Annotated in this window: 21 protein-coding genes; 12 read left to right on the top strand and 9 right to left on the bottom strand. The window is 69.8% G+C overall.

Going from position 1 to position 20491, the window contains the following annotated elements; all coding sequences use genetic code 11:
- Positions 1–8: 8 nt before the first annotated feature.
- From manD to AB0E56_RS01865, 3 genes are read right to left on the bottom strand one after another with little or no spacing between them, the layout of a single operon-like run.
- A complete protein-coding gene (gene manD, locus AB0E56_RS01875; RefSeq protein ID WP_359796378.1) occupies positions 9–1247 on the bottom strand; it encodes a D-mannonate dehydratase ManD in 1239 nt (412 codons plus the stop codon).
- The gene (locus AB0E56_RS01870; RefSeq protein ID WP_359796377.1) at positions 1244–2431 is read right to left on the bottom strand and encodes an amidohydrolase family protein; all 1188 of its coding nucleotides are present in this window, start codon (positions 2429–2431) and stop codon (positions 1244–1246) included. Before AB0E56_RS01870 ends, manD begins: the two co-directional genes overlap by 4 nt.
- Entirely contained in the window at positions 2428–3207 is a 780-nt protein-coding gene (locus AB0E56_RS01865; RefSeq protein WP_359796376.1) for a 6-phosphogluconolactonase, read from the bottom strand. Before AB0E56_RS01865 ends, AB0E56_RS01870 begins: the two co-directional genes overlap by 4 nt.
- Positions 3208–3345: 138 nt before the next feature.
- Between AB0E56_RS01865 and AB0E56_RS01860 the strand changes: the two genes are divergently transcribed.
- From AB0E56_RS01860 to AB0E56_RS01830, 7 genes are all read left to right on the top strand, one after another.
- A complete protein-coding gene (locus tag AB0E56_RS01860) occupies positions 3346–4365 on the top strand; it encodes a LacI family DNA-binding transcriptional regulator (RefSeq protein WP_359796375.1) in 1020 nt (339 codons plus the stop codon).
- 44 nt (positions 4366–4409) lie between these two features.
- Entirely contained in the window at positions 4410–5411 is a 1002-nt protein-coding gene (locus AB0E56_RS01855; RefSeq protein WP_359796374.1) for a Gfo/Idh/MocA family oxidoreductase, read from the top strand.
- A gap of 42 nt (positions 5412–5453) precedes the next feature.
- A complete protein-coding gene (locus AB0E56_RS01850) occupies positions 5454–6485 on the top strand; it encodes a Gfo/Idh/MocA family oxidoreductase (protein ID WP_359796373.1) in 1032 nt (343 codons plus the stop codon).
- Between the two features lie 15 nt (positions 6486–6500).
- Positions 6501–7364, top strand: coding sequence for a Gfo/Idh/MocA family oxidoreductase (locus AB0E56_RS01845; protein WP_359796372.1), 864 nt, complete (start codon positions 6501–6503; stop codon positions 7362–7364).
- Positions 7365–7597: 233 nt separating this feature from the next.
- Entirely contained in the window at positions 7598–8878 is a 1281-nt protein-coding gene (locus AB0E56_RS01840) for an extracellular solute-binding protein (RefSeq protein ID WP_359796371.1), read from the top strand.
- Positions 8878–9858, top strand: a complete 981-nt coding sequence (locus tag AB0E56_RS01835) for a sugar ABC transporter permease (protein ID WP_244632306.1) — start codon at positions 8878–8880, stop codon at positions 9856–9858. The genes AB0E56_RS01840 and AB0E56_RS01835 overlap by 1 nt, the downstream gene beginning before the upstream one ends.
- Complete coding sequence (locus AB0E56_RS01830) at positions 9855–10760, top strand: carbohydrate ABC transporter permease (protein WP_359796370.1); 906 nt, start codon at positions 9855–9857, stop codon at positions 10758–10760. Before AB0E56_RS01835 ends, AB0E56_RS01830 begins: the two co-directional genes overlap by 4 nt.
- 57 nt (positions 10761–10817) lie before the next feature.
- Here the strand turns inward: AB0E56_RS01830 and AB0E56_RS01825 are convergent, their stop codons facing one another.
- Positions 10818–12227, bottom strand: coding sequence for a mannitol dehydrogenase family protein (locus AB0E56_RS01825; protein ID WP_359796369.1), 1410 nt, complete (start codon positions 12225–12227; stop codon positions 10818–10820).
- Between the two features lie 66 nt (positions 12228–12293).
- Positions 12294–13400 carry a substrate-binding domain-containing protein gene (locus tag AB0E56_RS01820; protein WP_359796368.1) on the bottom strand — a complete coding sequence of 369 codons (1107 nt, stop codon included), beginning with the start codon at positions 13398–13400 and terminating at the stop codon, positions 12294–12296.
- A gap of 222 nt (positions 13401–13622) precedes the next feature.
- On the opposite strand from AB0E56_RS01820, the gene AB0E56_RS01815 reads away from it, so the two are divergent.
- The 4 genes from AB0E56_RS01815 (at position 13623) to AB0E56_RS01800 (ending at position 15905) form a co-directional block, all read left to right on the top strand.
- Positions 13623–14948 (top strand): hypothetical protein, encoded by a 1326-nt coding sequence (locus AB0E56_RS01815; RefSeq protein WP_359796367.1) that lies wholly within the window; start codon positions 13623–13625, stop codon positions 14946–14948.
- Entirely contained in the window at positions 14905–15279 is a 375-nt protein-coding gene (locus tag AB0E56_RS01810) for a hypothetical protein (RefSeq protein ID WP_359796366.1), read from the top strand. Before AB0E56_RS01815 ends, AB0E56_RS01810 begins: the two co-directional genes overlap by 44 nt.
- A 102-nt stretch (positions 15280–15381) precedes the next feature.
- Positions 15382–15642: a type II toxin-antitoxin system prevent-host-death family antitoxin gene (locus AB0E56_RS01805; protein ID WP_359796365.1), complete on the top strand. Its 261-nt coding sequence runs from the start codon at positions 15382–15384 to the stop codon at positions 15640–15642.
- Positions 15639–15905, top strand: coding sequence for a type II toxin-antitoxin system RelE/ParE family toxin (locus tag AB0E56_RS01800; protein WP_359796364.1), 267 nt, complete (start codon positions 15639–15641; stop codon positions 15903–15905). Before AB0E56_RS01805 ends, AB0E56_RS01800 begins: the two co-directional genes overlap by 4 nt.
- A 14-nt stretch (positions 15906–15919) precedes the next feature.
- On the opposite strand, the gene AB0E56_RS01795 is transcribed toward AB0E56_RS01800, so the two are convergent.
- The 3 genes from AB0E56_RS01795 to AB0E56_RS01785 form a co-directional block, all read right to left on the bottom strand.
- Positions 15920–16357 carry a VOC family protein gene (locus AB0E56_RS01795; RefSeq protein WP_359796363.1) on the bottom strand — a complete coding sequence of 146 codons (438 nt, stop codon included), beginning with the start codon at positions 16355–16357 and terminating at the stop codon, positions 15920–15922.
- Positions 16358–16395: 38 nt separating this feature from the next.
- Complete coding sequence (locus AB0E56_RS01790) at positions 16396–16746, bottom strand: TraR/DksA C4-type zinc finger protein (protein WP_359796362.1); 351 nt, start codon at positions 16744–16746, stop codon at positions 16396–16398.
- A 105-nt stretch (positions 16747–16851) separates the two neighbouring features.
- Positions 16852–19392: an MMPL family transporter gene (locus tag AB0E56_RS01785; protein ID WP_359796361.1), complete on the bottom strand. Its 2541-nt coding sequence runs from the start codon at positions 19390–19392 to the stop codon at positions 16852–16854.
- Between the two features lie 70 nt (positions 19393–19462).
- Between AB0E56_RS01785 and AB0E56_RS01780 the strand changes: the two genes are divergently transcribed.
- Positions 19463–20035 carry a TetR/AcrR family transcriptional regulator gene (locus tag AB0E56_RS01780; protein WP_359796360.1) on the top strand — a complete coding sequence of 191 codons (573 nt, stop codon included), beginning with the start codon at positions 19463–19465 and terminating at the stop codon, positions 20033–20035.
- A gap of 24 nt (positions 20036–20059) precedes the next feature.
- Here the strand turns inward: AB0E56_RS01780 and AB0E56_RS01775 are convergent, their stop codons facing one another.
- A complete protein-coding gene (locus tag AB0E56_RS01775) occupies positions 20060–20383 on the bottom strand; it encodes a cupin domain-containing protein (protein WP_359796359.1) in 324 nt (107 codons plus the stop codon).
- Positions 20384–20491: the final 108 nt, after the last annotated feature.

Genomic DNA, 20491 nt, shown 5'->3' with positions numbered 1-20491 from the left:
ATCCGACTCTACCAGTCGTGGACGGTGCCGTCGAGAAGGCGGTTGTACGGGAGGTATGCCTGCTCGTACGGGTAGGTCCCTGCCTCGTCGACGTCGAGCTCGACCCCGAGGCCGGGCTTGTCGCCGGGGTGCAGGTAGCCGTCGGTCCAGGTGAACGACTGCTGGAAGACCTGGTCGGTGCGCGCGCCGTGTCGCATGTACTCCTGGATGCCGAAGTTGTGGATCGACAGGCCGAGGTGCATCGCGGCGGCCATGCCGACCGGGGAGATGTCGGTGGGTCCGTGCATGCCCGACTTGATCTGGTACAGCGCCGCGTAGTCGAGCGTCTTCTTCAACGCGCTGATGCCGCCCATGTGGGTGACGGCGCCTCGCACGTAGTCGATGAGCTGGTCGCGGATGATGTCCTTGAAGTCCCACACCGTGTTGAAGATCTCCCCGATGGCGAGCGGGGTGGTGGTGTGCTGACGCACGAGCCGCAGGGCTTCCTGGTTCTCTGCCGGGGTGCAGTCCTCGAGCCAGAACAGGTCGTACGGCTCGAGGTCCTTGCCCAGCCGCGCGGCCTGGATCGGGGTCATGCGGTGGTGGCCGTCGTGCAGCAGCGGGATGTCGGGGCCGAACTCGTTGCGCACCGCCTCGAACACCCCGGGGAGGTGGGTGAGGTAAGCGCGGGTGTCCCAGTCCTCTTCGACCGGCTTCGCGCCGCGGCGGGCGGGTTCGTGGTCGTAGCGCACGCTCGCGTCGCCGACATCCGCACCCTGGGCGGCGATGCCGTAGATGGCCTTGAGCGTCGGCACACCGGTCTGCACCCTGATCGCCTTGTACCCCTGCTCCTGGTGCGCGCGGATCGAGTCGAAGAGCTCGGGGAGCTCCTTGCCCGAGGCATGCCCGTAGGCCATCAGCCCGTTCCGGCTCGCGCCGCCGAGCAGTTGGTACACCGGCATCCCCGCGACCTTGCCCTTGATGTCCCACAGCGCCATGTCGACCGCGGCGATCGCCGCCATCGTGACCGGACCACGTCGCCAGTACGCGCCCCGATACAGGAACTGCCACGTGTCCTCGATGCGGGACTCGTCGGCGCCGATCAGCAGCGGCACCACGTGCTCGCGCAGATACGCCACCACGGCGAGCTCACGTCCGTTGAGAGTGGCGTCGCCCAAGCCCGTCACGCCGTCGGCGGTCGTGATCTTCAGGGTGACGAAGTTCCGGTCGGGGCTGGTGACGATCACCTCGGCCTTGTCGATGGTCATCGGTGGCCTCCTGCGGTGGCGGTCGTATCGGCGGCGGCGGTCGTCGCGGTGTCTCCGGCGAGGAGGACCTCGCGCGGAGTGATCGCCGAATCACCCGGGGCCCAGTCGAACACCAGCACGTCGGCGCGCGCCCCCGGGGTCCAGTGCGGGCCGTCGTCGAGGACGGCGGCGGGGGCCGTGCTCGCGAGCCGCACCGCGGTCGCGAGAGATCCGGTGAGACGCGCGACGGTGGCGACACCGACATCGAGCGTCTGGACGGAGCCGGCGAGGAATCCGGTGGACACGTGCCGCAGCGCGCCGTCGTCGGCGAGGTGCACGCCTCCGCCGACCGTCGACCGTCCGCCCTCGGTCAGGGCCGCAGGAGTGGCGACGGCGTCGCTGACGAGGAAGATGCCGTGGTCGCGCTTCGCGGCGATCATGGTCGCGAGCGTGCTGTCGGGCAGATGGTGGCCGTCGGCGATGACCCCGGCCGCGAGCCGGGGCTCCGCGAGCTGCGCCCAGAGATAGTTCGGGTGTCGGGGGAGCACGGCGTGCGCGCCGTTGCCGAGGTGCGTGGAGAGCGTGGCGCCGGCGTCGACCACCGCGGCGATCTCGGCATCCGTCGCGTGGGTGTGTCCGACCGCGACCCGGACACCGTGCGCGACGAGGAAGCGCGTGGCCTCGGCGGAGCCGGGGTGGTGGGGGGAGAGGGTCACCACGCGCAGGAGCCCCGGTGCGGCGTCGAGCCAGGACTGCAGCTCGGCGATCGCCGGTGGACGGATGTGCTCGAGCGGGTGCACGCCGCGGGGTCCGTCCTGGTCCGACAGGCTCGGCCCTTCGACGTGGATGCCGGCGACCGCTCGTGAGGTCGCGGTGGACGCCCGCACGGCCTCGTCGATCGCCCTGATACGCGCGAGCATGTCGGCGGGAGATGCGGTGATCACGGTCGGGAGGAACCGGGTGACGCCGTGCTGTGCGAGCGAGCGCGCCATCGCGGCGATGTGCTCGGGTGCAGGGTGCGCCGCGTTGGCGTCGCCGTCGAGGTGTCCGTTGACCTGCAGGTCCACGAGCCCAGGGCCGATCCACGGCGACCCGTCACCGGGGTCGGGGATCGTCGTGAGCGCGCTGATCCGGCCGTGCTCGACGACGACCTCCAGCCCTCCGGAGCCGAGTGCGTTGCGCCCTCGCAGTGCCCGCGCCGTCATCGCGCCGCCTGCGCGGCGGCGGGGAGCGGATGCAGCAGCGATGCCGCGTCGCGGTCGACGTGCACCTCGCAACGAGGGTGACGCCGCAGCACGGTGCACGGCCAGTGCGAGTTGATCGGCTCTTCGACCAGAGCCCGCACCGCCTCGGCCTTGCGGGCATCCGGAACCGCGCACACGAGGTGGGCGCCGCTCATGAGGGCGGGGATCGTCAGGGTCAGCGCGTGCGTGGGCACGGCGTCGAGCGTGTCGAAGCACTCGTCGTCGACCTGCTGCACACGGCTGGCGAGGTCGAGCTGCACCGTGCGCACCGGGCACGGGTCGCTCAGGTCGGCATCGGGCGGGTCATTGAACGCGATGTGGCCGTTGACGCCGATGCCGAGGCACACGAGGTCGATCGGTCCTTCGTCGAGCAGGGCGGCGTACTCGTCGGTCGCGGCCCGGGTGCCGAGCTCGGTGCGGATGGGGTGGAAGGCGGCGGGGTGCACGATGTCGACCAGATGGGTGCGGAGCCAGATGCCGAAGCGCTGCGGCGCCTCGGGGTCCAGATCGAGGTACTCGTCCATGTGCAGGATCGTGACGCGGTCCCACGGCACGTCCGGTTCCGCGGCGAGGGCGCGGTACACGTCGAGCTGGCTCGGGGCGGCTGCCGCGATCATCCGTGCGGAGCCGCGGGCGGCCACCGCTTCGCGCAGCGTTCGCGCCGCCGATCGCGCGGCGGCGGCGCCCATCGCGGTGCGGTCGGGATGGGCGTGCAGGGCGAACGTCGTCGTGCTCATGATTCGCAAGAGTAATGCAACCGCTTGCAAAGTCAAGCCTCGATTCCGGATCCGCCTGTCGCGTCCGGGGCCGGCGCCCGGCGCGCACCCGGGTCCCGGTCGCGCGCGGCCGCGGTGCACGGGCTTAGTGTGTGTGACGTGACTGGCAACAACAGGAAGACGACGTCGACGTCGGTGACGATCGGCGACATCGCGCGCGTGGCCGGTGTCTCGCGATCGACGGTGTCTCGTGCGTTCAGCCGACCGGAACTGCTCAACCCCGAGACGGTGCGACGGGTCAAGGCGGCGGCCGACGAACTCGGGTATGTCGTGAACCACGCGGCCAGGGCGCTGTCGACCGGACGCTTCGGCAACGTCGCCGTCGTCGTGCCCGACATCGCCAACCCGTTCTTCCCTCCGCTCGTGCGGCGGGTGCAGACGCTGGCGGATGCGGCAGGGTACGCGGTGTTCCTCGGCGACTCCGACGAGATCGCCGACCGCGAGGCCAATCTCACCTCACGCCTCAGCGCACAGGTCGAGGGCTTCGTGCTGGCCTCCCCTCGACTCGACGAGGAGCGCATCCGCGAGCTCGATGCGGCTCGGCCGGTCGTGCTCGTGAACCGCGACATCGACGGCCTTGCCCGGGTGCTGATAGATCCCAGCGGCGGGCTCGACGAGGCGGTCGCACACCTGCACCGCCTCGGTCACACCCGAGTCGTGTACCTCTCGGGGCCGCGGGAGTCGTGGTCGGATCAGCAGCGCAGGGCGGCCCTGGCCAGGGCCGCCGAGCGGGCGGGGCTCGACGTCATCGTGCAGGAGCTCGGCCGCCCCAGCTCGGCCGGAGGGCGCGACGCCGTCGGCGGCATCCTCGCCTCGGGGGCCACCGCCGTGATCGCCTTCGACGACGTCGTCGCGCAGGGCGTGATGGCGGGGCTGGCGCTGCGGGGGATCGAGGTCCCGCACGACATCAGCGTGATCGGATGCGACGACACCCTCGCCTCCGGCACGCATCCGGCGCTCACGACGATCTCCGCGGCGTCGGCGGCGGCGGGCGACGCGGCGGCGGAACTCCTGCTCGGCATCCTCTCCAGCGGCGAGCGCTCGGACGCCCGCGTGACGATCGCCACGCACCTCGTGATCCGGGCCACGACGGAGGCCGCTCGAACGCGGAGAGCCTGATCGACGGTTGACAGTGCAACCGGTCGCATGATTCACTGTCGCCCATGCTTCGGATCGCGATCATCGGCGCCGCCCATCCGCACGTGGACTACGTGCCAGACGAGTTGACGCGCTCCGACCGCGACGGGTTCGTGCTCGTCGGGGTGCACGACCCCGACCCTGCGGTCGCCGAGCATCACGCCGCGCGGTTCGGCGTGCCGGCGTTCGACCGCGCCGACGACCTGCTGGCCGAGGGCATCGACCTCGCGGTGATCGCCGGGGTCTACGGAGCGCGAGGCTCCGACGTCGTCGCCGCCCTGCGTGCCGGAGCACATGTGCTCGCCGACAAGCCGCTGTGCATCTCCCTGGCCGAGCTCGACGAGATCGAGGCCGCCGCGGCGGAGGCCGACCGCACCGTGAGTCTGCTGCTCGAGAAGCGCGGCTACCCCGAGACCCTCGCCGCGCTCGCCGTGGTCGAGGCGGGGGAGCTCGGCGACATCGTCGGCATCACCTCGTCGGGGCCGCACAAGCTCAACCGCGCTCAGCGCCCCGCATGGTTCTTCGACCCCGCGCAGTACGGCGGCATCCTGACAGACCTGTCGGTGCATGACCTCGATGCCGCGCTGCTCTTCGCGCCGGCCGATGAGGGGGTGATCCGCGGCGCCGTGTCCGCACCGCTCGATGCGACGCAGGGGTTCGCGCGCTACGGCGTCGCCACGCTCACCACGCCGACCGCCGTGGTCTCGAGCGAGGTGAGCTGGCTGACGCCCCAGGCGTCCGACGTGCACGGCGACTACCGCCTGCGCCTGGTCGGCACGCGTGGCACCGCCGAGATCTTCTGGGCTCGCGGACGCGTCGAGGTGACGACGGGTGACCAGCCGATGCGTGTTCTCGATCTGCCGGAAGGTCGGCGTCCTGCGCAGGAAGCACTCGACGCCTTCGCCGCCGGACGCACTCCCGAGGTCGGCACCCGCGACTCGATCGCCGTGACCAGGCTGGCCCTGCTCGCCCAGGCATCGGCGGACCGTGGCGGCGAGGCTCTCGCCTGGTCGCGCGACGCCGACTGAGCCGACACCTCCGGCACTCACCCCCCCACGACAGGAGACACCATGACCGAACCGCTGCGCATCGCGATCGTCGGAGCGGGTGTGATCGGCGCTGTGCATGCGCGCCTGGTCGCGACCCTCGGCGAAGACGGCGTGCTCGCCGCGGTCGTCGACGTGGATGAGTCCCGCGGTCGTGCGCTCGCCGAGCAGTACGGCGTGCCGTTCCATGCGTCAGCGGCAGAGGCGTACCGCACCGAGAAGATCGACATCGCGGCGATCTGCCTTCCCAGTGCGTTCCACGCGGCGGCGGTGATCGAGGCCCTCGAAGCGGGCGTGCACGTGATCGTCGAGAAGCCGATCGACGTGACGCTCGACGCCGCCGACCGTGTGCAGGCCGCCGAGCGCGCCACCGGTCGTACGGTGTCGGTCATCAGCCAGCGTCGGTTCCAGCCCGTGGCCTCGTTCATCCGTCGCTCGATCGACGAGGGTGCGCTCGGGCGTGTGACGTCCGGCGTCGTCGAGTCCGCCTTCTTCCGCGCTCAGGAGTACTACGAGTCGGGCGACTGGCGCGGCACGGCTGCCATCGACGGCGGCGGCGCCCTCATGAATCAGGGCATCCACGCCCTGGATCTGCTGCTGTGGATGCTCGGCAGGCCGGTGTCGGTCAGCGCCAAAACGGGTCGTCTCGCCCACGAGGGCATCGAGGTGGAAGACGTCGCCGGGGCCACGATCGAGTTCGAGAGCGGGGCGATCGGCCTGCTGCTCGCCAGCACCGCCGCATACCCCGGGCTCCCGGTGCGCCTGGCGGTGCACGGCTCGCAGGGCACGGCGGTCATGGAGAACGAAGGGCTGGCCTTCTTCGCCTCGGCCTCCGCACCGCAGCCCGAGCCCGACTCGTTGCTCGAGCGCGATGTGCCGGACGGCTGGCTCGACGTCGACGTGGCGCATCGCCGGCAGTACGTCGACGTGGTGGGGGCGATCCGCTCGGGGAGCCGGCCCGCGATCACCACCGACGACGGACGCCGGGCACTGCAGGTCGTGCTCGCCGTGTACGAATCGGCGCGCACCGGTCGTCCGGTCGACCTCCATGAGTGAAAGAGGATGAGAGACATGGAAACGAAGAACGTCGCGATCGTCGGCATCGAGAACAGCCACGCCGAGGAGATCATCCGCTACCTCAATGTCGAGCGTCCGGCCGCGGTGCCGGTGCGTGTGGTGGCGCTCGTCGCCGGCGAGGCTGAGCGCACGCGTGAGCTCGCGGAGCTCGGCGGCATGGAGCGGATCGTCGCGGAGTCGGGAGATCTGCTCGGCGGCGTCGACGCCCTGATCGTCACCTCGCGTGACGGCGCCCTCCACCGTGCGCACGCGGTGCCGTTCCTCGAGGCGGGTACGCCCGTCTGGGTCGACAAGCCGCTCGCGGCGAGCGTCGCGGATGCGCGGGAGATGGTCGCTGCGGCCGAGCGGGGCGGCACGGTGCTCACCTCGTCGTCCGCGCTGCGCTGGGTGGCCGACACCGACGCGATCGCCGAGAGGCTGACGTCGATCGGTGAGCTGCAGGCCGTCACCGTGACCGGTCCGGCGGATGCCACGAGTCCGTACAGCGGCATCTTCTTCTACGGCATCCACATCGCCGACGTCGCGCAGCGGCTGGTGCCCGGTCACCCAGAGGCCATCGACGTGCAGCGTCTCCCCGGCGGAGTCGTGGCCCGATACCGGGTGGGTGGGGTGCTCGTGACGCTCGAGTTCATCCGCCCGGACGGCGACGGTCAGGTGCCGTTCCGTGCGACCGCGGTCGGCGGTCACGGGGTCGTCAGCCGCGACATCGTGCTCGGCGCCGACTACGTGCAACCCGGCGTCGATGCGTTCGCGCGGATGCTCGCGACCGGCGCCGCCCCCATCCCCACCGCCCAGCTGCTCGCTCCGATCGCGGTGCTCGAGACGGTGGCGCGCGAGGGCGCAGCAATCGCCGTCTGAGCCGTGCAACGCGGTGCAGGGGCTGCGCCAAAACGTCTGCGGTTCCGCGCACCCGGCGTCGCGCACCCAACGATTTAGCCCTGGTAATCAAACAGAAACATAACCGTTACACCCTCTTCAATGAAGAAGCTATTGTAATGCAACCGTTTGCACGTTAGCGTGAGAATCGGTTGAAACACCCGTTCATCGGGCGCCTCTCGGGGCCCGTCGAGGAAGACCATGGAGGAACGAGAATGGCAAGACGCACCTTGATCGCAGCGGCCGCTTCACTCGCCGCGGTGCTGGCCGTCACCGGCTGCAGCTCCGGCGCAGGGAACGACGGAGGAGGCGACGCCGAGAGCGGAGACCTCCGCGTGTGGCTCATGCAGGATTCCGTGTCCGACGATGCGGTCGCGTGGCTCGAAGAAGAGTTCGCCGCCCAGAACCCCGGCTCCACCCTGACCGTCGAGATGCAGCCATGGGACGACATCGTCTCCCGGCTCCAGACCTCGCTCGCCAGCAAGTCCGAGACGCCGGACATCGTCGAGATCGGCAACACGAAGACGGCGACGTTCGCGAACGTCGGAGCGCTCGCCGACATCTCCGACCTGTACGACGAGGTCGGCGGCGACGACCTGATCCCGAGCTTCGTCGACCAGGCGACACTCGACGGCAAGACCTACGCCTACCCGCTGTATGCGGGAACCAGCGTCGTGTTCTACCGCACCGACCTCCTCGAGAAGGCGGGCATCGCCGCCCCCGAGACGCTCGACGACCTCGTCGCGGCAGCCGCGACGGTGCAGCAGGCGAATCCCGACGGCGTCGAGGGCTTCAAGGGCATCTACTTCCCGGTCGTCGATGTGCACGGGCTGGAGGGGTGGCTGTTCTCGCACGGTGCGAACTACGCCGAGGAGAAGGACGGCGCCTGGGTCAGCGGCCTCGACACCCCGGAGGCCAAGGCCGCGCTCGAGCAGATGCAGACGCTCTGGCAGAACTCGGCGCTCGGTGCGCTCGACGCCAAGGAGACCGCCGGCAATCCCTGGGTGCCGTACAACAACGGCGAGGTCGCGATGTTCTCGTACCGCGTCTTCGCGCAGGACAGCATCTCCGAGGACCTCGCTGGGGTCACCGGCGTGATGGCGCTGCCTCCCGTCGAAGCGGGCGGCGAGAGCCACCAGTTCCTCGGCGGGTCCAACGTGGGCATCGCGGCGAACTCCTCGCAGCAGGAACTCGCCAAGAAGGCCATGAAGCTCATCCTCAGCGAGGACTTCATGAGTCAGCTCGCCGAGGACTCCGGATGGGTACCGGGCAACACGCAGTACGCGTCCGCCATCCCCGACGGCATCGTCGACGCCGAGCTGCAGCAGCAGATCGCCGACACGAGCGCCCTCACCCCTGCCGCCCCGAACTGGGCGATCGTCGAGGGCAACAACATCCCGGTCGACCTCTACTCGGCGATCGCCAAGGGCGAGGACATCGACGACGTGGTCACGCGCATCGGCGCGAAGATCGAAGAGACCCTCAACGCCGACTGATGATGTCCACTCCCGTGATCGATGTCGAGGCCGCCCCCGAGGCGACCCCGCAGCAGCCCGCCCCCCGCACGCGCCCGCGTCGCGTGCGGGGGGCACTGCTCCCGTATCTGCTGATCACCCCGCTCCTCGTGGCGGTGCTGATCGCCCTCGGCTGGCCGCTGCTGCAGCAGTTCCTGATGTCGCTGCAGAAGTTCGGGCTCGCCCAGCAGTTCGGTGCAGAGCCGGAATGGGTCGGACTCGCCAACTACGGCAAGATCCTGACCGACCCGAACATGTGGGTCGTGTTCTTCCGCTCCGTGCTCTTCTGCGCCGTGTGCGCCTCGCTGTCGATGGTGATCGGGATGCTGATCGCCCTGCTGCTGACCAAGGTGAGCAGCTGGGCGCGCATCGCGCTGCAGGTGACGCTGCTGCTCGTGTGGGCCACACCGGCGCTGGTGACCATGGTCATCTGGCAGTGGCTGTTCGACGCCCGCTACGGGTTGGTGAACTGGATCCTCGCGCGCATCGGGTTCCCCGACATGGCCGGGTTCCCGTGGACGTCCACCCCGATGGGCGTGTTCACGATCGCTGCGATCACCGTGATCTGGGGAAGCCTGCCGCTCATCGTCTTCATGATCTACTCCGCGTTGACCCAGGTGCCCACCGAGGTGCTGGAGGCCGCCGAGCTCGACGGCGCGGGACCCTGGACGCGCTTCCGGCACGTCACGATGCCGCTCATCACACCGGCGGTCATGATCGTCGGACTCCTGCAGATCGTGTGGGACCTGCGCGTCTTCACGCAGATCTACGTGCTGCAGCAGGCGGGCGTCTCGATCGAGGAGACCAACCTCCTCGGCACCTACATCTACCGGATCGGCATCGGCCAGGGCGAGTACGGCGATGCGTCGGCACTGGCGACGATCGTGCTGATCCTGACCCTGCTGCTCACCTGGAAGTACATCGCGAAGATGTTCGCCCAGCAGAAGGAGGCCGCGGAATGAGCGTCCCGACCATGACCCGTACGACCGACATCCCCGCGGTCGTGCCCCCGCGCTCACGCCGCACCATCGGCAGCCGCAACGACGCGCGGCGGCGCACCTGGAACGGCGTCGCGGTCGCCGCCGCGTTCCTCCTGGTGTTCCCCATCTACTGGATGGTGAACACCGCCCTCTCCGACAACGAGGAGCTCTTCTCGCGCACGCCGCGGTTCTTCCCGTTCCCGCTCAGCTTCGACAGCTTCGCCGGGATCCTCGCCGACAGCGGCTTCTGGTCTGCGCTCGGCATGAGCGCAGCGGTCACCGTGGTCGTGGTCGTCGTCGCGGTGCTGTTCGGATTCTTCGCGGCCATCGCCGTGAGCCGGTTCCGCTTCAAAGGCGGCGGACTCATCATCCTGCTCGTGCTGATCGTGCAGATGATCCCCACCGAGGCGCTGTTCATCTCGCAGTTCCGCATGCTCGACGGATGGCACCTGCTCAACACGGTCGGCGGCCTGTCGCTGCTCTACATCGGCACGGTCGTCCCGTTCACGGTGTGGCTGCTGCGCGGGTTCATCCACGGCATCCCCGCCGAGCTCGAAGAGGCCGCGATGGTCGACGGGTGCAGCCGGTTCGGGGCGTTCATGCGGGTGACCCTGCCCCTGCTCGGACCCGGAATCGTGACGGCATCCGTCTTCGCGTTCCTCCAGGCCTGGAACGAGTACACGCTCGCCCTCGTCGTGATGACGAAGCCGGGCAACGCCACGCTGCCGCTGTGGCTGCAGACCTTCAGCAGCGAGCTCTCGGCCACGGACTGGGCGGGCATCATGGCGGGCGCCACGCTCATCTCGGTACCGGTCGTCATCCTGTTCCTGTTCGTGCAGGGCCGCCTCGGCGCGGGGATGATGGCCGGCGCCGTGAAGGGCTGACGCTGGAGGGGGAAGAGCGCCGGTCCTGCGGGGCCGGCGCTCTCGTGTGCGGCAGGATCAGTCGACGCGGTCGGCGAGCATCCGGCGCACCTCGGGGTCGTCGGCGAGGTCGGGGGCCAGCAGGTCGAGCAGCGCGTGGTGCGGGTCGTCGGCGGATGCCCGCGTCGCCAGGTCGGTCGCGGCCGCGTCGTCGAGCGGGCATCCGGCGACGACCTCGGCGACGACGAACTGCGTCCAGGCGGCGATCGCGGCGATGCCCGCCGCGCCCGTCTCGCCCTCGGCGCGCGCGCGGCGGACCGGGTCGACGATGCGGGCTCGCAGCTTCAGACTGCCGTCCGCGGCGATCTGGCGCAGGTGGTGCGCGATGCGCGGGTTCGCGAAGCGGGTGAGCAGGGCCTCGCGGTAGTCGGCGAGGCCGAGGTCGACGCCGGCCCGGTGCGCGGACGGCTCCAGGCGCCGCTGGGCCAGATCCCACAGGTCGTGCACCAGTGCGGCGCATTCGGTGTCGGCGATGGCCTCGGCCACGGTCTCGTGTCCGCGCAGGGCGCCGTCGTAGGCGAGGAGCGAGTGCGCGCCGTTGAGCATCCAGAGCTTGCGCTGTTCGAAGGGCTCGATGTCCGACACGAACAAGGCCCCGGCATCCTCCCAGCGTGGGCGGTCGGCGCGGATGCGTCCGCTCAGGATCCAGCTGTGGAAGGGCTCGGTGACCACAAGCGCCTCATCGTGGACGCCGGTGCGCGCCGCGATGGCATCGACGTCGGCGGCGGCGGTGCGGGGCGTGATGCGGTCGACCGAGGTGCTGACGATGTCGACGTGCGCGTCGATCCAGGCGCCCAGTAGCGGGGAGGTCACCGAGGCGAGATCACCGAGGGCTGTCCGCAGCGCTGCACCGTTGTCGTCGAGGTTGTCGCACGGGATCAGGGTGATCGTGCTGTCTGGGAGGGCGCGCCGTCGGGCGTCGAGCGCCCAGAGCAGCCGAGCGGGCAGGGACCGCAGGATGCCGTTCTCGATGGCTCCCGGCACGTCGTCGTGGTGATCGGCGAGGGCCCCCGCCAGTGCGCAGATGTCGGCGGTGACGTCGGGGTCGGCGATGTCGAGACGGCCGTCCGTCCGGCGGCGGTAGCCCTTCTCGGTGATCGTGAGCGTCACGACTGCGACCTCCGGGCGGGCGAGGTAGTCGCGCAGCGCTTCCGTGTCGCCGCCGTCGTGCGCGGCGACGATGCTCTCGACGGTCTCGAGCCGATCGCCGTCCGGGCCGCGGGTGAGCAGCGTGTAGACGTCGTCCTGCCGCTCGAGGGTCTGGGCCGCTTCGGGTGAGCGCCCGGTGAACGCGGCGATGCCCCACTCCCGACGGGCGTCCGCGTGTGCGGTGTACCAGGCCTGGTGGGCGCGGTGGAAGGCGCCGAGTCCGAGGTGCACGATGCGGACGGGCGCGCGAGGGGCGGTGCGGTGGGGACTGTCGTGCACGGGGCTCCTCGGCTCGATCGTCGACCCGGGGGAGGGCCTGCATTCAACCTATGATGCGGACGACCATCATGCAAGCGGTTGCAGCGCTCGGGTCGGGACGGGGGCGCTCGACGCCCGCTCCCGCACGACGGGCTGCAGCAGCATCCGTACCGGCGCACGGTCGCCCCCGCGCCCCATCATCCGCAGCAGCGTGCTCGCCGCGAGGCGTCCGATCTCGCGCTTCGGCGGTGACACGGCCGTGAGCGGGAGTGGCGCATCCGCGGCCTCCTCGTCGTCGAAGGCGACCAGGGCGAGATCGTCGGGAAGGGAGAGCCCCGCTCTTCGAAGGTGAGGCAGGAGCGCCGTCGCCTCGCGGTCGCCGAGGCAGACGACGCCGTCGAGCCCCGCGGAGTGCGCCCGGTGCGCGTAGTCCGCGAGTGCCGCATCGTCCCACGAGTCCCGACGCACCACCGCGCCAGGGAGGTCGACGAGGGTCAGGTCGTCGATCGCGCGACGGTAGCCACGCAGTGCGGCGTCGGCCGTCGCGGTGTCACGGCGCCCGAGGAATCCGAGGCGTCGCCGGCCCCGTCGTGCCAGGTGCCGCACGGCCGCGTACCCGCCGGCGACGACATCGGTGCATACCGCCGAGAGCCCGTCATCCGGCGGGGAATCCGCCGGCATCCGCTCCATGAGCACCACCGGCACCGGCAGGGAGCGCAGCAGGTCGAGGCGCGCCGTGGGGTCGGCCAGGTGCAGGGTGGGCGTGATCAGGAGGCCGGCGCACCCGGCGACGAGGAGCTCCCGGATGCACCGGATCTCGAGGGCGTCGTCGTACTCGCTCGAGGCGATGCGCAGGGTCGCCCCCGCCGTCCTGGCCACCTCCGTGATCCCCTCGATGACGGTGGGGAAGTAGTAGGTGCGCGACGGGACGATCACGCCGATCAGAGGGCTCGCGCGCCGGGATGCCTGCACCGACACATACGTTCCGGAGCCCTGGCGACGCACCACGACCCCCTCGTTGACGAGGCGTCCGACCGCTCGCCGCACGGTGTTGATCCCGACCGCATACGTCGCCGCCAGGGCGGCCTCGGTGGGCAGCCGCTCGCCGCCTTTCCACTCCCCGGAATCGATCCGCTCGCGGAGTTGCTGCGCGAGGCTCACAAAGAGCGGCTGCGTGTTCGGGAATGCCCCCATCACGCCCCCCTCGGCTCGATGCTCGTTCGTGCAACCGTATTCATTCTGAGCCGCACAGACAAGAGGGGTGGGCTGCGAGAACTGGCGTCCCGGACTCGCGAGCGTCCGATTCCTTCCTCCAGTCCTTCCCTCTTCGTGTCCTCGCGTTGACCGTCGGGCGCGGTACCCGTCACCGTGGCAGACACGACGACTCCGCGCCCGGCGGAGCGGAAGGAGACACCGATGAGACGCACACGCTGGCTGTCGGCGCTGGTCGCCGCCACCCTTGTCGCGGGAGGGATGGTCGCCGCCGGCGGTGCCGCCTCCGCGCAGACCGTCACGACCGACCTCACGATCACCTCGCCGAGCGACGGCGACACCGTGAGCGGCGCGACGCTCACGGTCGAGGGGACGTTCGCGAACGCCTCCGAGCTCGTGCTCGTCGTCGGGGCGCAGGAACTGGTGCCCATTCCCGTGACCGGAACCGCGGGGACGTGGAGCGTCGACCTCGACGTCTCGGACATCGACGGCCGCCTCGACCTCGCCGTCCGGGGACGCGACCTCACCACGCTCTACACGACCTGGTCGGAGTTCCTCGCCGTGGACGTGCACCGCCCCGCTGCGGCGCGCCCGGTGGTCACGATCGTCTCCCCCGCCGAAGGCGCCTATGCAGGATCGTCGCTGGATGTGGTGGTCGATGTGGACGCGCACCGAGCCCTGTCGGCCGTGGAGGTCCGGGTGAACGGCGGTGCCTGGCAGGCTGCCGTCGCCCAGGGCGGGGGCGCGTACGCGGCATCTTTCCCCGTCTCCGGGGCCGAGTTCGCGAGCATCGAGGCACGCGCGACCGACGTCAAGGGCCTGAGCGCCGAGGCGCCGACCACCTACGTCGCGCTCGGCGGGGCCACCGCCGAGACGCCCGTCGTCTACGACCAGGATCGCGCGATGTGGATCTGGGAGCGTGCCTCGTACGAGGCCGTGTTCGACACGGACGCACGTGACCGCCTCGGCGCGGTCATGGACGACACCGCGACGTTCGGATCCGACCCGATCCGCACGATCTACCTCGGGGTCGACAGGTACGGCACGACCGACATGCTGCGCGACTCGCGTGCCGAGGTCGCCGCGTTCGTGGAATGGGCGCGCCCGCGGCTACCACGTGCAGGCGACCGTCGCCGGTGGCACCCGCCCGCCCTATCTCGGGGCGTTGGAGCAGTTCGAGCACTTCGCCGTCGACGAGTTCGAGAAGGTCCTCGACTACAACCTGAGCGTGCCGGCGTCTGCGCGCTTCGACGGCATCAACGTCGACATCGAGCCCTACATCCTCAGCGACTGGAAGCTGCCGGACAGCGGCGGCCTCCCCAACCGCTGGCTGGAGATCCTCGACACCCTGATCGAACGCCGCGACGCCTCCGGGCTGCCGACGCTGGTCGGCCCGGCGATCCCGCGGTGGCTGGACTCCTCTGCCTGCTGCACCTCGATCACGTGGAATGGGCAGACCAAGCCGCTCAGCGACCACATCCAGGACATGACCGACTACATCGCGATCATGGACTACCGCGACACGGCTGATGGTAGCGCCGGCATCATCGCGCAGGCACAGCACGAGATCGACTACGCGAACCAGATCGGCAAGCCGAACTCGGTCGTGGTCGGCATCGAGACCAAAGATCTCTCCGGAACGGGCGACCCTGAGACGGTGACCTTCTGGGAGGAGGGGCGCACCTACCTGGAGGGCGAACTCGACAAGACCTACACCGCGTTCCAGGACGACGCCTCGTTCGGCGGCATCGCCATGCACCACTACGACGACCTGCTGATGCTGCCATCGGCGTGGGATGACACCCCTCCCGTGTACTACCCGGTGCCCGGTGCAGGACCCGGGGGCCCGGCGCTGCCTTAGGTCCCTCCCGTAGCGGGGCAGTCCTCTTCGGGGCTGCCCCGCTACGACAGAGGGCTTTATGTACATAATGCCTCTAATGCAACTTATGGCTACAATGTAGGCATGACCACCCTCACCCGCAGCATCCCCTCCAAGGATCTTCGCGACAGTCTCTCCGACGTGCTGGGCGGAGTCGCGTATGGGGCGGAGCGCGTCGGGGTGACGCGCCATGGCAAGCTCACTGCGGTCGTGATCAGCGTCGACGATCTCGAACTGCTGGAGGAGCTGGAAGCGGCTCGCGATGCGGCGGAGTTCCGTGCGGCGAAGGCCGCGGATGACGGCGAGCGGGTCTCGCTCGACGATCTTCGCTCCGAACTCTCGTGACGTCGTATCGCGTCGAGTTCACCGCACCGGCCGCGAAAGAGATCCGCAAGCTCGACCCGCAGGTCAGGCGCCGCATCATCGCAGGCATCACCGCGCTGGAGGAGGAGCCGCGTCCGAACGGAGTCCCTAAGCTGACCGGGTTCGACAACGCCTGGCGCATCCGGATCGGCGATCATCGCGTGTTGTACGAGGTCGTCGACGACGTCGTGCTGGTGACCGTCTTCCGGGTCGCGCACCGCCGGGACGTGTACGGCGATCTGTGAGGCGTCCTGCCAGCTCAGTTCTTCGTGAGGTCCTGGGCGAACATCACGAGGATGCCGCTCGGGCCGCGCAGGTAGGTGAGCTTGTACACGTCCTGGTAGTTCGCGACGCCGCGCAGCGGGTGGTAGCCGTGCCGGGCGGCGATCGCGAGGGACTCATCGATGTCGTCGACCGAGAAGGCGATGCGGTGCATCCCGATCTCGTTCGGCAGAGTCGGCTCCGTCTCGATCGCGTCCGGATGGATGTATTCGAACAGCTCGATCTGGCCGCGTCCGTCGGGCGTCTGCAGCACCGCGATCTTCGCGTGGTTGCCGTCGAGTCCGACCGCCGTCGACGCCCATTCCCCGCTCACCTCGTCGCGGCCGAGCACCGTGAGGCCCAGGTCGGTGAAGAAGGCGATGGTGGCTTCCAGGTCGCGGACGGCGATTCCGACGTTCTCGAGTGCGATGGGCATGGGGGGATGCTACTCGCGATCGCCGCTCACGTCAGGGGTCACCGTCCGAGCTTCTCCGCGCATGCGACGCAGTACTCCGCGAACGGTCGCACCTCCAAGCGGCCGACGGGGATCGGACGGCCGCAGTTCGCACAGATGCCGTATGTGCCGGCATCCATCCGTGCCAGTGCCTCGTCGACCTGCCGAAGTTCGTCGGTGGCAGCATCGGCAAGCCCGGTCAGGCGCGACCACTCCGACGAGAGGGTGACGCCTTCGGGATCGTGCTCGTCGTCGTCGTTCGAGCCCTCGCGGTCGTGCATGAGCTGGCCGAGGGTCGCGGCCGTTGTGCGCACACGTTCCTCGGCCTGCGCGCGCCGCTGCTCCAGCAGTGCGCGCAGGTCCGGACTCATGCGCCCCACTCTATGCACGGCCGGGGGACACTCGGCCCCGGTCGCAGATTCGCGCCGGGTTGCAGGAACCTTGCGACCCGGCTGCGGATCTGCGCCGCTGCGACCTCAGCCGCGGGCGGTCGGGACCGAGCCGGTCGTGGTCGGCACGGCCACGGCCTTCATGCCGGGGTGGTCGCGCTCGAGGGCGGCGCCCTCCATGTCGACGTTCGGCAGGATGCGGTCGAGCCAGCGCGGCAGCCACCAGGCCGAGCGCCCGAGCAGGTGCATGAGCGCGGGCATCAGCAGCATCCGCACCACGAAGGCGTCGAGCAGCACACCGAACGCGAGGCCGAAGCCGATCGACCGGATGATGGTCGACTCCGAGAAGATGAACCCGCCGAACACCGACACCATGATGAGCGCCGCGGCGATGACGACCGAGCGCCCGGCGCGGAAGCCCTGTGCCACGGCATCCCGCGCTGACGCGCCGTGCACGAACGCCTCGCGCATGCCGGAGGCGAGGAACAGCTGGTAGTCCATCGCGAGCCCGAACAGGATGCCGACGAGGATCACGGGCAGGAAGCTCAGGATCGGCCCCGTGCTGTGCAGCCCGATGATCTCGGCACCCCAGCCGAACTGGAACACGGCCACGATGAGCCCGTACGTCGCGAACAGCGAGAGCACGAACCCGCCGGTCGCGATGATCGGCACGAGCAGGGAGCGGAACACGACGATCATGATCAGCAGCGAGAGTCCGACCACCACCACGAGGTACAGCGGCAGCACCCCGGCCAGCGCTTCGGAGATGTCGATGTTGATCGCCGCCTGGCCCGCGACCCCGAGCGTGATCCCGTCGGCGATGTCGGGCATCGAGCGCAGGTCCTGCACGAGTCTCTCGGTGGAGGCGCTGTTGGGGCCTTCCTCCGGGACCACCTGGAACGCGAGGAGCGTGTTGTCGTCGGACGCCGCGATCGGCGCGACCGCCACGACGTCGTCCTGGTCGGCGATGGCCTGCGCGATCGTGACCTGCGTCGACAGCAGATCGTCGTCGCTCACCGCGTCGTCGAGGGTCGCCGTCACCAGCAGCGGACCGTTCGCGCCCTCGCCGAACTGCTCGTCGACGGTCTGGAACGCGCGGTAGCTGGTGGAGTCGCTCGGCTCGCTCGAGCCGTCGGGCAGCCCGAGGCGCATCGACATCGCGGGGATCGCGATGATCAGCAGTGCGACGACGCTCACGACCGCGGTGACGACCGCGCGCAGGGTAGACATCCGCTTCACCGGCTTTCCGGCGGCGTGCTCCTGACCGATCGTCGCGCGCGCACGGCGGCTGAGCAGCCGGGTGCCGACGAGGCCGAGGATGGCCGGGGCGAGGGTGATCGCGACGAGCACGGCCACCGCGACGCACACGGCGCCGACCGTGCCCATGAGCCCGAGGAAGGGCACTCCGGTCACGTTGAGTGCGAGCAGCGCGACGATCACGGTCGTGCCGGCGAACACAACGGCCGTGCCGGAGGTGCCGGTGGCGAGGCCGATGGATTCGCGCACAGGGACCCCGGCGAGCAGCTGCTTGCGGTGCCGGTTCACGATGAACAGGGAGTAATCGATGCCGACCGCGAGGCCGAGCATGACGCCGAGCACCGGGGTCACCGAGGCCATGTCGACCACGCCAGAGAAGGCGAGGGATGCCGTGACGCCGACGCCGACCCCGACGATCGCGGTCACGATCGGGAGGGCGGCGGCGATCAGGGAGCCGAGCATCACGATGAGGACGATGGCAGCGAACGCGAGTCCGACCGCTTCGCCGACGCCGAAGATCTCGGGAACGCCCTGCGCGATGTCGGTGCCGAAGTCGACCTCGACGCCGTCGATCGGAGCGGAGGCGAAGTGGTCGATCGCGTCCTGCTTGACCTCTTCCGAGAGTTCGAGGCGCGGGTCGACGAACGAGATGTTGACGATCGCGGTGGATCCGTCTTCCGAGACCACGCCGATGCCGTCGGCCAGCTCGAGGAGCGTCGAACCCAGCGCCACCTGGTCGGCGTTCTCGTCGAGGGTGATGCGGGACTGGTCGAGCTTCGCGTTCTGCGCCTCGAGCTCGGCGGACTGGGCGTTCAGCGCCGCCAGCTGTGCGTCGAGCTCGGCGAGCTGTTCGGGTCCGGCGCCGGCCTGCTCCGCCTGGGTGCGGGCCTCGGTGAGCTGCGTGAGTCCCGCCTCGAGCTGTGCCCTGCCGGCATCGATCTGTGCCTGCGCGGCATCCAGCTGGGTGCGCCCGTCGGCGATCTGGGTCTGGCCGTCGGCGAGCTCCTGCGCCTGATCCGCCTGCTGCTGCTGGGCGTCGAACGGATCGACCACACCGGCGACCCCGTCGAGATCCTCCGCGCTCGCGGCGAGATCGGAGATCTCCTCCTTCTGCGCATCCGTGAAGGGCTCGCCGTCGTCCGTGCGATACACGACCGTGCCGGTGCCGCCGGCGGTGTCCGGCAGCTTGTCGGCGAGAGCGTCGGTCACCTCGCCCGAGGCGGTGCCGGGGATGTCGAAGCTGTTGCTCAGCGTGCCGCCGAGGGTGAGGAAGGCGCCGACGCCGAGGCCGAGGATCAGAACCCATGACACGATCACCGTCCATGCCTTGCGCGCAGCGAACGAACCCAGACGGTAGAGCAGTGATGCCACAGTGGTCTCCTTCAGACTAAATAGAGCATACGGTACGTCTCGTCTAGCGATCTGTGGCTATCCTGAACGCATGGTGAACGAGCATCGGAGCGGGCCTGTGCGCAGCACGGCGGCGCGCGAGGCGATCCTCGATGCGACGTCCCGGCTCTTCCACGCGCAGGGGTACGACCGGCTCACGATCGAAGGCATCGCGAAGGAAGCCGGCGTCGGCAAGCAGACGATCTACCGCTGGTGGCCGACGCGCGGTGCGCTGATCGCCGACTGCCTGGTGGACGGACGCCTGATCCCGGTGGACTTCGTCGTGCCGGATACGGGCGACCTGCTCGCCGATGTCGAGGCGTGGCTGCGCTCCGTGCTCTCGATCCTGGATGCGCCCCAGGGTGATGCGCTGCTGCGCTCGCTGGTCGCGGCGGCCGCCGACGATGTCGGCGTCGGGCAGCATCTCGGCGAGAGCCTGGGGGTCGAGCAGTACCTCTCCGAGCGCTTGCGCGGCGGCATCCGAGACGGTCAGCTCGCTGTCGACGCTCCGGTGGCGCAGATCGGCAGAGCCATCCTCGGAGCGATCATCGTGGAGTCGCTGGGCCGCGAGGCGCGGGACTCCGGAGCGGTCATCGAGCTGGTCCGGTACCTCTTCACCCGCTGACCACATCGCGGGACCCGGCCGCGGCTACTCCAGCCATTCCGTGACGAAGCGGTCGTTCGCATGGATGTGCACGGCTTCGTACGTCCCGCCGTCGAGCACCTCGAAGCGGTGCGAGACGAGAGCGGGCATCACGAGGATCTGGCCACCCGCGCCGACCACCTGCTCCTCGCCGACTGTGAACAGTGCCCTGCCGCGGCGGATCACGAACGTCTCCGCGTACGGATGGCGGTGCAGACGCGGACCCCTCCCCGGCGTCGTGATGAACTCGCGCATGATGCTCACGGGCGAGCCGATCAGGTACCCCTCGATGTCTTCATCGCGGGCGACGTCCACAGGCTGGATGGTCACGGTGCCTCCGTTCCCACCCGAGGGTACGCCGTGTCCGCTCGCTCTCGCACTCGTTCCTCGCGTGAGGGGTCAGGACGCGCCGCGTGCGGAGGCGCGGATGCGGCGAAT

Origin of the sequence: Microbacterium sp. NPDC028030 (assembly GCF_040637855.1) — a bacterium.
In the GTDB taxonomy this organism is placed as follows: Bacteria; Actinomycetota; Actinomycetes; order Actinomycetales; family Microbacteriaceae; genus Microbacterium.
This window is presented reverse-complemented; position numbering and strand designations above follow the sequence as displayed.

Excerpts from the sequence above, each read along its gene's own strand:
- AB0E56_RS01840 (WP_359796371.1), top strand. The coding sequence starts at position 7,598 with ATGGCAAGACGCACCTTGATCGCAGCGGCCGCTTCACTCGCCGCGGTG.
- AB0E56_RS01855 (WP_359796374.1), top strand. The coding sequence starts at position 4,410 with ATGCTTCGGATCGCGATCATCGGCGCCGCCCATCCGCACGTGGACTAC.
- AB0E56_RS01790 (WP_359796362.1), bottom strand. The coding sequence starts at position 16,746 with ATGAGTCCGGACCTGCGCGCACTGCTGGAGCAGCGGCGCGCGCAGGCC.
- AB0E56_RS01795 (WP_359796363.1), bottom strand. The coding sequence starts at position 16,357 with ATGCCCATCGCACTCGAGAACGTCGGAATCGCCGTCCGCGACCTGGAA.
- AB0E56_RS01820 (WP_359796368.1), bottom strand. The coding sequence starts at position 13,400 with ATGGGGGCATTCCCGAACACGCAGCCGCTCTTTGTGAGCCTCGCGCAG.
- AB0E56_RS01865 (WP_359796376.1), bottom strand. The coding sequence starts at position 3,207 with ATGAGCACGACGACGTTCGCCCTGCACGCCCATCCCGACCGCACCGCG.
- AB0E56_RS01810 (WP_359796366.1), top strand. The coding sequence starts at position 14,905 with ATGACCGACTACATCGCGATCATGGACTACCGCGACACGGCTGATGGT.
- AB0E56_RS01835 (WP_244632306.1), top strand. The coding sequence starts at position 8,878 with ATGATGTCCACTCCCGTGATCGATGTCGAGGCCGCCCCCGAGGCGACC.
- AB0E56_RS01815 (WP_359796367.1), top strand. The coding sequence starts at position 13,623 with ATGAGACGCACACGCTGGCTGTCGGCGCTGGTCGCCGCCACCCTTGTC.
- manD (WP_359796378.1), bottom strand. The coding sequence starts at position 1,247 with ATGACCATCGACAAGGCCGAGGTGATCGTCACCAGCCCCGACCGGAAC.
- AB0E56_RS01850 (WP_359796373.1), top strand. The coding sequence starts at position 5,454 with ATGACCGAACCGCTGCGCATCGCGATCGTCGGAGCGGGTGTGATCGGC.
- AB0E56_RS01780 (WP_359796360.1), top strand. The coding sequence starts at position 19,463 with ATGGTGAACGAGCATCGGAGCGGGCCTGTGCGCAGCACGGCGGCGCGC.
- AB0E56_RS01830 (WP_359796370.1), top strand. The coding sequence starts at position 9,855 with ATGAGCGTCCCGACCATGACCCGTACGACCGACATCCCCGCGGTCGTG.
- AB0E56_RS01870 (WP_359796377.1), bottom strand. The coding sequence starts at position 2,431 with ATGACGGCGCGGGCACTGCGAGGGCGCAACGCACTCGGCTCCGGAGGG.
- AB0E56_RS01845 (WP_359796372.1), top strand. The coding sequence starts at position 6,501 with ATGGAAACGAAGAACGTCGCGATCGTCGGCATCGAGAACAGCCACGCC.
- AB0E56_RS01805 (WP_359796365.1), top strand. The coding sequence starts at position 15,382 with ATGACCACCCTCACCCGCAGCATCCCCTCCAAGGATCTTCGCGACAGT.